Origin of the sequence: Kluyvera sichuanensis (genome assembly GCF_014218705.1) — a bacterium.
Taxonomy (GTDB): Bacteria; Pseudomonadota; Gammaproteobacteria; order Enterobacterales; family Enterobacteriaceae; genus Kluyvera; species Kluyvera sichuanensis.
This window is the reverse complement of sequence record NZ_JABBJF010000005.1, coordinates 100,330-112,217: the sequence shown is the minus strand read 5'-3', so window position 1 is coordinate 112,217 and position 11,888 is coordinate 100,330. Positions and strand designations below refer to the sequence as shown.

Here is an 11,888-nt window from a genome sequence, read left to right as displayed (position 1 = left end):
CGATGAAGATGCTTCGCTGGATAGTACTGCTGTGTGTCCTGGGCGGTCAGGCGCAGGCCGCCTGTAACTGGCCTGCCTGGGAGCAGTTCAAGCAGGATTACGTCAGCGCGGAAGGGCGCGTTATCGATCCTAGCGATGCGCGCAAAATTACCACCTCAGAGGGGCAAAGCTACGCGCTGTTCTTTGCCCTCGCCGCGAACGATCGTCAGGCCTTTGCAAGCCTGCTGAGCTGGACGCAGAACAACCTCGCGCAGGGTTCGCTGCGCGAGCATCTACCCGCCTGGCTGTGGGGCAAAAAGAGCGATGACGAGTGGACGGTGCTGGACAGCAACTCCGCCTCCGATTCAGATGTCTGGATCGCCTGGACGCTGCTGGAAGCCGGTCGTTTGTGGAAAAATGATGATTACACGGCAACAGGCAAAGCGCTGCTGGCAAAAATTGCCGATGGCGAAGTGGTGAAAGTTCCCGGTCTGGGACTGATGCTGTTGCCAGGCCGCGTTGGCTTTGCGGAAGAGACGCGCTGGCGCTTCAATCCAAGCTATCTCCCACCGCAGGTGGCGCAGTATTTCAGCCAATTTGGCGCCCCGTGGACTACCCTTCGCGATACCAACCTGAAGCTGCTGCTTGATACCGCGCCGAAAGGTTTCTCACCGGACTGGGTGAGCTACGACAAGAAACAGGGCTGGTTGCTGAAAGAGGCCAGCGTGGTGGGCAGCTACGATGCTATTCGCGTCTATTTATGGGTGGGCATGCTGCACGACGCCGACCCACAGAAAGCACGACTGCTTAAACGCTTTAACGCGATGGCGGCACAGACCGTGAAGCAGGGCGTTCCCCCGGAAAAAGTGGCGATTGCCACCGGGGCGGTGACCGGCGACGGCCCGGTCGGTTTTTCAGCTTCGCTGATTCCATTCCTACAAAATCGCGATGCGCAGGCCGTTCAGCGCCAGCGTGTGGCCGATCATTTTCCCAGCGCGGATGCTTATTACAATTATGTTCTGACCCTCTTTGGTCAGGGCTGGGATCAACACCGTTTTCGCTTCAGCGCCCGCGGCGAATTACTACCTGACTGGGGCCAGGAATGCGCAAGTTCACACTAAGTTTAATCACCCTCTCTCTGGGCCTGACGCTGGTACAGCCGGGCTATGCGGACACCTCGGCAGAAGAACAGCTGCTCAACCAGGTGCGTCTTGGAGAAGCCAGCAAACGGGATGATTTGGTGCAGCAATCGCTGTACCGGCTGGAGCTGATTAATCCCAACAATCCACAGGTGCTGGCGGCGCGTCTGCGCTATCTGCTGCGCCAGGGCGACACCGCCGGGGCGCAAAAGCAGCTGCAAAAGCTGGCGCAGGTGGCACCAAATTCAACGGAATATAACGCCTCTCGCATTGAGATTGGCCTGAACACCGATGCCGGACGTCAGGCGCTGCAACAGGCGCGACTGCTGGCCACTACCGGGCACGTTCCGGAAGCGCTGGCCGACTACGAAAAAGCCTTCAACGGCCCGCCGCCGGACGGCGACTACGCGGTAGAGTACTGGACTGCGGTAGCGAAAATCCCGGCCCGACGCGATGAAGCGGTCAAACACCTGCAAACGCTGAATAAGCAGAACCCTGGCAACGTTGGCCTGCAGATGACGCTTGCTAATATGCTGCTCGCGGCGAATCAGCGAGATGAAGCCTTTAACGTGCTGGAGCAAATGGCGAAATCGGCGGGCGGGCGTGGCCCGGCGAGTGACCTGTGGTTTAAAGCCATCAAAGACCAGCCAGCCAGCCCATCCAGCGTACAGGCGTTACAGCGTTATCTGATGATTTTCAACAGCGGTGAATCGGCGGACAGCGCTCGTGCCATGCTGGCCGACCAGCAAAAACAGATGGCGGACCCGGTTCTGCGCGCCAAAGCGGTAGAACAGGAAAAAGTAGCGCAGGCGGCCGACAACACGCCGCAGACCTGGCAACTCTACTGGCCGCTGATCCGCAAAGGCGATGCGGCGCTGAAGGCTAATAATCTGGCGCAGGCCGAGAGCTTCTACCAGCAGGCGCGCAAACTGGATGCCACCGACAGCTATGCGGTGCTGGGACTTGGCGATGTAGCCATGGCGCGTAAAGATAGTGCCTCAGCGGAGCGTTTCTATCAGCAGGCGCTGCGCCTCGATCGCGGCAACAGTAGCGCGGTGCGCGGGCTGGCAAATATCTACCGCGCCGAGTCGCCGGAGAAAGCCACCGCCTTTATCAACAGTCTTTCTGCTAGCCAGCGTCGCAGCATTGACGATATCGAACGTAGTCTGACCAACGACCGACTCTCCCAGCAGGCTGAAGCGCTGGAGAATAAGGGAAATTGGTCACAGGCTGCGGAAGTTCAGCGCCGTCGACTGGCGCTCTCGCCGGACGATGTGTGGATAACCTATCGCCTCTCCCGTGACCTGGTGAGCGCCGGACAGCGCGGTGAAGCCGACAACCTGATGCTCAATCTGGCGCGTAAAAAGCCGACCGATGCCGACCAGGTTTACGCTAACGGACTCTATCTTTCCGGTAACGGTCAAGATCAGGCTGCGTTGACGCATTTGGCGGCACTGCCGACAGCGCAATGGACCGATAATATTCGCGAACTGGACCAGCGTCTGCGCAGCGATCAGCTGATTGCTCAGGCCAACCGCCTGCGTGATAGCGGGCAGGAAGTGCAGGCAATTGCGCTGCTGAAACAGCAGCCTGAATCCTCTCGCATTCATTCAACGCTTGCCGACTGGGCGCAGCAGCGGGGCGATAATGCTACGGCGCTGGCTGAATACAATGCCGTGCTGGCAAAAGACCCGCATGACGAAGATGCCCATCTGGGCATGGCGGAAGTGTATGCCGCTGACGGTAATGCGCTAGCAGCACGCCAGCAGCTGGCACAACTCCCTGCCGAAGGCCAACGTTCGCTCAATACTCAGCGACGCATTGCGCTGGTCAGCGCCAAACTGGGTGATACCGCGGCGGCGCAGCAAATGATGACCGCCCTGATTCCTCAGGCCAAAGCCCAGCCGCCGTCTATGGATACGGCGATGGTGCTGCGCGATGCCGCGCGCTATCAGGCGCAGGACGGCAACCCGAAACAGGCGCTGGAGACCTACAAAGATGCGATGGTCGCCACGCAGATTACCCCAACGCGTCCAGTGGATAACGACACCTTTACCCGCCTGACGCGTAACGACGAGAAAGACGACTGGCTTAAGCGCGGCGTGCGCAGTGACGCGGCGGATCTCTATCGTCAGCAGGACCTGAACGTCACCTTGCAGCATGATTTCTGGGGTTCCAGCGGTACGGGCGGTTATTCCGACCTGAAAGCGCATACCACTATGTTACAGGTCGATGCGCCGCTGGCCGATGGCCGGATGTTCTTCCGTTCGGATCTGGTGAATATGGACGCGGGGAGTTTCTCCACCGATAAAAATGACCAGTATAAGAAACAGTGGGGCACCTGTGATTTATCCGCCTGTAAGGGGTCAACGCACCAAAGCGACAGCGGCGCCAGCGTAGCCATTGGCTGGAAAAATGACACCTGGAACGCGGATATTGGCACCACCCCGATGGGCTTTAACGTGGTGGATGTGGTTGGTGGACTGAGCTACAGCAGCGATGTCGGTCCGCTGGGCTATACGGTTAACGCACACCGTCGTCCGATCTCCAGCTCGTTACTGGCATTTGGTGGGCAGAAAGATAATGACAAGGATGGGCACACAGGCACGACCTGGGGTGGCGTCCGCGCTAACGGCGGCGGTATTAGCCTGAGCTACGACAAAGGTGAAGCCAATGGCGTATGGGCTTCACTCGGTGGCGACCAACTGTCAGGTAAAAACGTAGACGACAACTGGCGCGTTCGCTGGATGACGGGGTATTACTACAAGGTTATTAACGAGAATAACCGCCGGGTAACCGTTGGGCTTAACAACATGATCTGGCACTACCAGAAGGATCTGAGCGGCTATACCCTCGGTCAGGGCGGCTATTACAGCCCGCAGGAATATGTGTCGTTTGCCGTGCCGGTTAACTGGCGTGAACGTACGGAAAACTGGTCATGGGAACTGGGTGGTTCGGTCTCCTGGTCGCATTCGCGCACCAGTACGGAGCCGCGCTATCCGCTGATGAACCTGATCCCGCAAACCTGGAAGAAAAAGGCCCACGAGGATGTAAACCACGGTGGCAGCAGCCAGGGCTTTGGTTATACCGCGCGGGCGATTATCGAACGACGCGTCAGTTCCAACTGGTTCGTGGGCGCAGGCGTCGATATCCAGCAGGCGAAGGATTACACCCCAAGCCACGCGCTGCTCTACGTTCGTTATTCCGCCGCTGGCTGGCAGGGCGACCTCGATATGCCGCCGCAGCCGCTCACGCCATACGCAGACTGGTAATTTCACCGCTCCGAATATAGGTATTCGTCTTATATAACCCGGCACCCTGCCGGGTTATAATTATTGCGGCGGAGTCCCTTTTGACTTTGCCGCCAGCCTCGTTATTCTCAATGCCTGAGCAATACGTTCGTATTAGTGGAGAGCTCTTTTGCGCGTTAGCCGTTCCCTTACAATAAAACAAATGGCCATGGTTGCAGTTGTTACCATGTTGTTTTTATTTGTCTTTTGCTTCATTTTACTGTTCCACTTCGTACAGCAGGATCGCTATAACACTGGGGTGCAATTAGAGAGCATCGCCCGCTCGGTACGTCAGCCGCTGTCGGCTGCCATCCTTAAAGCCGATATTCCCGAGGCAGAGGCCATTCTTGGGCGCATTCAACCTGCCGGCATCGTCAGCCGGGCGGATGTCGTGCTGCCTAACCAGTTTCAGGCGCTACGCATGAGTTTTATTCCGGAACGTCCGGTTCCGGTCAATATCACGCGCATTTTTGAACTCCCGGTGCAGATTTCACTACCGCTCTATTCGCTGGAACGGCCCGCTAACCCACAGCCGCTGGCCTACCTGGTGCTGCAGGCAGACCCTTATCGTATGTATAAGTTCGTGATGAGCGCGCTGGCAACGATAGTGACCGCTTACTTTTTGCTCGTTTTAATGCTGACCGTCGCGCTGACCTGGTGCATCAACCGACTGATTGTCAGGCCGCTGCGCAGCATTGCCTATGAAATTCACGATCTGCCGGGGGCGGATCGCATCGGTCATCAGCTCTCCCTGCCGCGTCTGCACCACGATGATGAAATCGGTACGCTGGTGCGCAGTTACAACCGCAATCAGCAGGCGCTACTACGTCAATATGACGAACTGAGCAATCAGTCGACCCGTTTCCCGGTCTCTGACCTGCCTAACAAAGCTTTCCTGTTAGGGCTGCTCGAACAGAGCCTGGTGCGCAAAACGCCGGTGGCACTGCTGACTATCGCCTGTGAAACCTTGCAGGATACCGCGGGCGTGCTGAAAGAAGAGCAGCGTGAAATGCTGCTGCTGACGCTGGCAGAGAAGATTAAGCAGGTGATCTCGCCGCGCATGGTGCTGGCGCAGGTCAGCGGCTACGACTTCGCGATTCTGGCCTATGACGTCAAAGAGCCGTGGCATGCCATCACATTAGGTCAGCAAGTACTCACTATTATTAATGAGCGCCTGCCGCTGCAGGGCATTCAGCTGCGCCCGAGCGCCAGCGTGGGTATTGCGATGTATAACGACGGGTTAACGGCGGAGCAGTTCTATCGCCGCTCGCTTTCGGCGGCCTTTACCGCACGACGCAAAGGGAAAAACCAGATTGAGTTTTTCGACCCGGAGCAGATGGTAAAAGCGCAAAAGCGCCTGACCGAAGAGAGCGATATCCTGACCGCGCTGGACAATGAGCAGTTCTCCGTCTGGCTCCAGCCGCAGGTGGAAACCAGCACCGGCAAGGTGTGCAGCGCGGAAGTGCTGCTGCGCCAGCGCCAGCCGGACGGTAGCTGGGCGCTGCCGAACGATCTGATCGACAGCATTGAATCCTGCGGCCTGATGGTGACCGTGGGGCACTGGGTGCTGGAAGAGTCGTGCCGACAGCTGGCGGCCTGGCAGTCGCGCGGCATTATGCTGCCGCTGTCGGTGAACATCTCGGCGCTGCAGCTTCTGCATCACGACATGGTGTCGGATATGCTGGCCCTGCTCAACCGCTATCGCATTGCGCCGGGTACGCTGGTTCTGGAAGTGACAGAGAGCCGACGCATTGACGACCCGAAAGCCGCTGTCGCCATTTTACGACCGCTGCGCAACGCCGGTGTGCGCATTGCACTGGATGATTTTGGTATGGGTTACGCGGGGCTGCGTCAGCTTCAGCATATGAAATCTGTGCCGGTGGATATTCTGAAGATCGACAAAATCTTTATCGACAGCCTGCCGGAAGACACCAGCATGGTGGCGGCCATCATCCAGCTTGGGCGCAGCCTGAACCTGAAAATGGTTGCTGAAGGTGTTGAAAATAAAGAGCAATATGCATGGCTGCGGGCGGCGAATGTCGATATTTTGCAGGGCTTCCTGTTTGCTCGCGCCGTCCCGATGGAGACCTTTGAGCAGGATTATCTCGGTAAGGACAATTCACTACTGCCGGGAGATCGGAGTTAGCGATTGTGCGTGTCAGCTCAAAGTTTTAACAATTAAGTATCAAATTAACGTACATATATTTCGATAATGTTTCCTGGATGTTATTTTGTGCCAACAGGTAAAAATAATCCCTACATTTCCTGTGGCTATAGCTTAAGGACATCCTATGAAAACCTCTTTCTTCAAAAGCCTCTATTTCCAGGTGTTGACGGCGATAGTGATCGGTGTGCTACTCGGTCACTATTACCCGGAATTAGGTGCGCAAATGAAACCGCTCGGCGATGCCTTCGTCAAACTGATTAAAATGGTTATCGCGCCGGTTATTTTTTGTACGGTAGTGACCGGCATCGCCGGTATGGAAAGCATGAAAGCGGTGGGGCGCACCGGTGCCGTGGCGCTGCTCTACTTTGAAGTGGTCAGCACCCTCGCGCTGATTATCGGTCTGGTGATTGTGAACGTGGTGCAACCCGGTGCGGGGATGAACGTTGACCCGGCAACGCTGGATGCGAAAGCGGTAGCGATGTACGCCGAGCAGGCAAAAGATCAGGGTATTATCGCCTTCCTGATGGATATCATTCCTTCCAGCGTGATCGGTGCCTTTGCCAGCGGCAACATCCTGCAGGTGCTGCTGTTTGCGGTGATGTTTGGCTTTGCGCTGCACCGCCTGGGCAGCAAGGGTCAGTTGATTTTCAACGTTATTGAAAGCTTCTCGCAGGTTATCTTCGGCATCATCAACATGATTATGCGCCTGGCACCGATTGGTGCGTTCGGGGCGATGGCCTTTACTATCGGCAAATACGGCGTGGGTACGCTGGTGCAGTTGGGCCAGCTTATCATCTGCTTCTATATCACCTGTATCCTGTTTGTGGTGGTGGTGCTGGGTACGATTGCGCGTGCGACCGGGTTCAGCATTTTCAAATTTATCCGCTATATCCGCGAAGAACTGCTGATTGTGCTGGGAACCTCCTCTTCCGAATCCGCGCTGCCGCGTATGCTCGACAAGATGGAAAAGCTAGGCTGCCGGAAGTCGGTGGTGGGGCTGGTTATCCCGACCGGTTACTCGTTTAACCTCGACGGCACCTCGATTTATCTGACGATGGCGGCGGTGTTTATCGCCCAGGCGACCAACAGTCATATGGATATCTTCCATCAGGTGACGCTGCTGGTGGTACTGCTGCTCTCCTCGAAAGGGGCCGCAGGCGTGACCGGTAGTGGCTTTATCGTGCTGGCGGCAACTATCTCGGCGGTGGGACATCTGCCGGTTGCTGGTCTGGCGCTGATTCTGGGTATCGACCGCTTTATGTCAGAAGCGCGTGCGCTGACTAACCTTATCGGTAACGGCGTGGCGACCATTGTCGTGGCGAAACGCGTGAAACAGCTGGACGCTAAACAGCTGGACGATGTGCTCAATAACCGTCCGACGGCGAAAGAACCGCACGAATTATCCTCTTAATCTCCTCACTTAAGCCCGTACTCCCTTGCTGGAGTGCGGGCTCCTGCGCATAATTAGGCGGCGTCATTATTTAGCTATGTTAGCTTATGGTTGCCGTAGATTTTATTTTCCTTAGCCATGTGACGTTTTTGCGATTGTGTGGTCTAACTGACGTATTTACTTCATTATTTTAGGCAATCGCCGCGGCGGTTGTCTTTTATACCCTAAAGCCTCCGCGCACACGCCGCCGGATGCTGGAGGGGATAACCAGGAACGTTCATCAGGGGTTCACATGCAGGGCACAACAATTCGACTTTTAGCCGGTGGTTTGCTGATGATGGCAGCAGCCAGCTATGTGCAGGCAGAAGCGCTCCAGCCGGACCCGGCCTGGCAACAAGGCACGTTGTCTAATGGCTTTCAGTGGCAGGTACTTGCCACTCCGCAGCGCCCGAGCGACCGTGTAGAAATCCGGCTCTCGATTGATATTGGTTCACTGAACGAAAGCGCCCAACAGACGGGCTATAGCCACCTTATTCCGCGGATCGCCCTGACCCAGAATGGCGGTCTACAAACCATGCAGGCTCGCTCCATGTGGCAGCAGAGCATCGACCCGAAGCGGCCGCTGCCGCCGGCGATTGTCTCTTATGACTACACCCGCTTTAACCTGAGCCTGCCGAACAACCGCAGCGACCTACAGAAAGAGGCGCTGAACTGGCTCGCGACCTCAATTGGTAAACTGAGCATTACACCGGACACCGTCAGCTACGCATTGGGCGTACAGGATATGGTGGCTACCTGGCCGCAGGATACCAAAGAGGGCTGGTGGCGCTATCGCCTTAAGGGTTCCACCATGCTGGGACACGACCCGGCTGAGCCGTTGAAACTGCCGGTAGATGCTAAACACGTCGCCGAGTTTTACCAGAAATGGTACACCCCGGATGCGATGACGCTGATTATCGTCGGTAACGTCGATAGCCGTGCCACCATTGAGCAAATCAGCAAAACCTTCGGTGGGTTGAAGGGGAAACGTGAAACGCCAGCGGCGGTGCCAACGCTGTCGCCGCTTCCACCGGAAACGGTAAGCATCATGACCAACGCGGTGCGCCAGGATCGTCTCTCTATTATGTGGGACACGCCGTGGCAACCGATTCGTGAGTCTGCGGCGCTGCAGCGTTACTGGCGTGCCGACCTGGCGCGTGAAGCGCTGTTCTGGCATATCCAGCAGAAACTGAGCCGCACCAACATGAAGGATATCGGCCTGGGCTTTGACTGCCGGGTGCTGTATCTGCGCGCCCAGTGCGGCATCAACCTGGAATCGCCGGGCGAGAAGCTGGAAAGCAACCTGGGGCTGGTTGCCCGCGAGCTGGCGGCCATTCGCGAAAAAGGTCTGCCTGAAGATGAATTTGATTCGCTGATTGCGCAGAAGAAGCTGGAGCTGCAAAAACTGTTCGCCACCTACGCGCGGATGGACACCGACATGCTGATTAGCCAGCGCATGCGTTCGTTGCAGAATCAGGTGGTGGATATCGCCCCGGAACAGTATCAGAAGCTGCGTCAGAGCTTCCTCGAGTCGCTGACGCCGGACATGCTCAACCAGGATCTGCGCCAGCAGCTTTCGCAGGATATGGCGCTCGTCCTTCAGCAGCCAACCGGTGAGCCGGAGTTCAATATGAAGGATCTGCAGGAGGTGTGGGGCAAGATTATGCTGGCACCGACGGCAGAAGCTGCCACGGCGACGGAAGAGAGTCATCAGGATGTGACGGATATTCCGCCGGCGCAGTAGCGGGTTTTTCCCCCTCACCCTAACCCTCTCCCAGAGGGAGAGGGAACCGTTTGGTTTTCCCCCTCGCCCCTATGGGGAGAGGGCCGGGGTGAGGGGGGAAACCCCCGCACTTAACGTACAGACGAAAAAAAACCTCTCCTAAGCCGGAAGAGGTTTTTTTATACCCGCGAAACCTTACGCAGGCATCGCGTCGCGTGGAATAATCGCCCCACGGTGCTGAATTACGGTGCTCGCCGTCTGGTGACCGCGCTTCGCCGCTGCTGCCGCGTCGCCGCCGGTTAGGCGGACGGACAGGTAGCCTGCGCTGAAGGAGTCACCCGCTGCGGTGGTATCCACCACTTTCTCTTTTGGCAGCTTAACTGCCGGTACGTCAACCAGCGCTTCACCGGTAATCGCCACCAGGCAAGAGTCTGCACCGCGCTTCACCACCACTTCACTCACGCCTGCGGCCTGAGTGCGAGCGATAACCTCTTCAACCGGCTTCTCGCCCCACAGCGCGTCTTCGTCGTCCAGCGTCAGGAAGGCAATGTCGGTGCACTGCAGCATCTGATGATAAACCTGCTGAGTTTCTTCTTTGCTGGCCCACAGGCGCGGACGGTAGTTGTTGTCAAAGATGACTTTACCGCCGTTAGCGCGGCACTGTTTCAGCAGCGCAATCAGCTTCTCACGGCTGGCTGGGCTGAGGATAGCAAGGCTAATGCCGCTCAGGTAGAGGTAGTCAAAGCCTGCCAGCTGTTCGCAGATGGCGGCAGACTGCTCGCTCTCCAGCCAGAACTTGGCGGCGGCTTCGTTACGCCAGTAGTAGAACGTACGCTCGCCGGTCTCATCGGTTTCGATGTAGTACAGGCCAGGCATACGGTCGCTCATGCGTTGAATCAGGTCGGTTTTGACGTTCTCTGCCTGCCAGGCGTCCATCATCTGCTGGCTGAAGGTGTCAGTGCCGAGTGCGGTGACGTAGTTGACGCTCAGTTCAGCAGGAGAGACCTGGCGAGCAATATAGACGGACGTGTTTAAGGTGTCGCCGCCAAAGCCGCGGTTAACTTGTGCGCCCTTCTCGGACAGCTCAATCATGCATTCGCCAATCACGGCAATTTTTTTGGACATAGTCATCAACCTGATTCGGTAAATTTTTCGTAGTGTGCGCTGTGGCTATTCGTTGGTCAACTATATTAAAACAACGTTCCATTATTTTTTTTGAGCTAGCGCGTGTTACGGCCGATTTATCCTCTTTAGTGAAAATAAAATGGCTCAAACTGAACATAAAGTTCTCACTTGCCCCGCCGATAACTTTATCACTAGACCCTCTGACCCTCTCTTCACAGGAAGCTTAAATGACGTTAAAGCAGGTGAACCAGCGGGCGAGAGTACCTGATGCGGAGCTGGAAAGCCTACAGCAACTGCGTTACTGGCAAGAGTGTGAGCGTGTCTATACCTACCAGCCTATCTACACCATTCAGGGCCGCTTGATGGCGATTGAAGTGTTAACGATAGTGACCCATCCCTCTCAACCACAAAAACGTATTGCCCCGGATCGTTACTTCGCTGCAGTTTCTATCGGCCAGCGCATCCATGTCATCAAAGAACAGGTGACGATGCTGGCAAAAAGGAAGCATTTCTTTGAGCAAAATAAGGTGCTGGCATCGGTCAACGTCGATGCGCCCACGCTGCTGGAAATGCGTCAGGACCGGATCCTGAAAACGATGATTGAAACGCTGCCCTGGCTACGCTTTGAATTGGTGGAGCACATGGCGCTGCCGCAAGATTCCACGGTGGCCTCGCTGTGCGAATTTGGCCCGCTGTGGCTGGATGACTTCGGCACCGGTATGGCGAACTTCTCGGCGCTGAATGAAGTGCGCTACGACTACATTAAAGTGGCCCGCGATCTGTTCATTATGCTGCGCAAAACCCCTGAAGGCCGCAAACTGTTTATTCTGCTGATTGAGCTGATGAATCGCTATTGCGAAGGGGTGATTGTGGAGGGGGTTGAAACGCTGGAAGAGTGGCGCGAAATTCAAAACTCACCTGCTGCCGCCGCGCAGGGCTATTTCCTTTCTCGACCGGTGCCGATGTCGACGCTGGAATCCTTGATGATCAATCTGGTGTGAAACTGGCCTACATGATGTAGGCCAGCTCCATTATT

At 56.4% G+C, this 11,888-nt stretch carries 7 protein-coding genes; 6 read left to right on the top strand and 1 reads right to left on the bottom strand.

Annotated elements, in window-relative coordinates:
• Nucleotides 1–2 precede the first annotated feature (2 nt).
• The 5 genes from bcsZ to HII27_RS08010 all read left to right on the top strand — a co-directional run bounded on the left by bcsZ (nucleotide 3) and on the right by HII27_RS08010 (nucleotide 9,748).
• The gene (bcsZ, locus tag HII27_RS08030; protein ID WP_185667413.1) at nucleotides 3–1,100 is read left to right on the top strand and encodes a cellulose synthase complex periplasmic endoglucanase BcsZ; all 1,098 of its coding nucleotides are present in this window, start codon (nucleotides 3–5) and stop codon (nucleotides 1,098–1,100) included.
• Entirely contained in the window at nucleotides 1,082–4,390 is a 3,309-nt protein-coding gene (gene bcsC, locus HII27_RS08025; protein ID WP_185667412.1) for a cellulose synthase complex outer membrane protein BcsC, read from the top strand. The genes bcsZ and bcsC overlap by 19 nt, the downstream gene beginning before the upstream one ends.
• A 148-nt stretch (nucleotides 4,391–4,538) precedes the next feature.
• The gene (gene hmsP / locus HII27_RS08020; RefSeq protein ID WP_185667411.1) at nucleotides 4,539–6,554 is read left to right on the top strand and encodes a biofilm formation regulator HmsP; all 2,016 of its coding nucleotides are present in this window, start codon (nucleotides 4,539–4,541) and stop codon (nucleotides 6,552–6,554) included.
• 145 nt (nucleotides 6,555–6,699) lie between these two features.
• Nucleotides 6,700–7,986 carry a dicarboxylate/amino acid:cation symporter gene (locus tag HII27_RS08015; protein ID WP_185667410.1) on the top strand — a complete coding sequence of 429 codons (1,287 nt, stop codon included), beginning with the start codon at nucleotides 6,700–6,702 and terminating at the stop codon, nucleotides 7,984–7,986.
• A 271-nt stretch (nucleotides 7,987–8,257) separates the two neighbouring features.
• Nucleotides 8,258–9,748, top strand: coding sequence for a M16 family metallopeptidase (locus HII27_RS08010; protein ID WP_185667409.1), 1,491 nt, complete (start codon nucleotides 8,258–8,260; stop codon nucleotides 9,746–9,748).
• Nucleotides 9,749–9,922: 174 nt separating this feature from the next.
• Here HII27_RS08010 and kdgK read toward each other — a convergent pair whose 3' ends face one another.
• Nucleotides 9,923–10,852: a 2-dehydro-3-deoxygluconokinase gene (kdgK, locus tag HII27_RS08005; protein WP_185667408.1), complete on the bottom strand. Its 930-nt coding sequence runs from the start codon at nucleotides 10,850–10,852 to the stop codon at nucleotides 9,923–9,925.
• A 227-nt stretch (nucleotides 10,853–11,079) separates the two neighbouring features.
• On the opposite strand from kdgK, the gene pdeH reads away from it, so the two are divergent.
• Nucleotides 11,080–11,853, top strand: coding sequence for a cyclic-guanylate-specific phosphodiesterase (gene pdeH, locus HII27_RS08000; RefSeq protein WP_185667407.1), 774 nt, complete (start codon nucleotides 11,080–11,082; stop codon nucleotides 11,851–11,853).
• Nucleotides 11,854–11,888: the final 35 nt, after the last annotated feature.

Excerpts from the sequence above, each read along its gene's own strand:
- pdeH (WP_185667407.1), top strand. The coding sequence starts at position 11,080 with ATGACGTTAAAGCAGGTGAACCAGCGGGCGAGAGTACCTGATGCGGAG.
- HII27_RS08010 (WP_185667409.1), top strand. The coding sequence starts at position 8,258 with ATGCAGGGCACAACAATTCGACTTTTAGCCGGTGGTTTGCTGATGATG.
- kdgK (WP_185667408.1), bottom strand. The coding sequence starts at position 10,852 with ATGTCCAAAAAAATTGCCGTGATTGGCGAATGCATGATTGAGCTGTCC.
- HII27_RS08015 (WP_185667410.1), top strand. The coding sequence starts at position 6,700 with ATGAAAACCTCTTTCTTCAAAAGCCTCTATTTCCAGGTGTTGACGGCG.
- bcsC (WP_185667412.1), top strand. The coding sequence starts at position 1,082 with ATGCGCAAGTTCACACTAAGTTTAATCACCCTCTCTCTGGGCCTGACG.
- bcsZ (WP_185667413.1), top strand. The coding sequence starts at position 3 with ATGAAGATGCTTCGCTGGATAGTACTGCTGTGTGTCCTGGGCGGTCAG.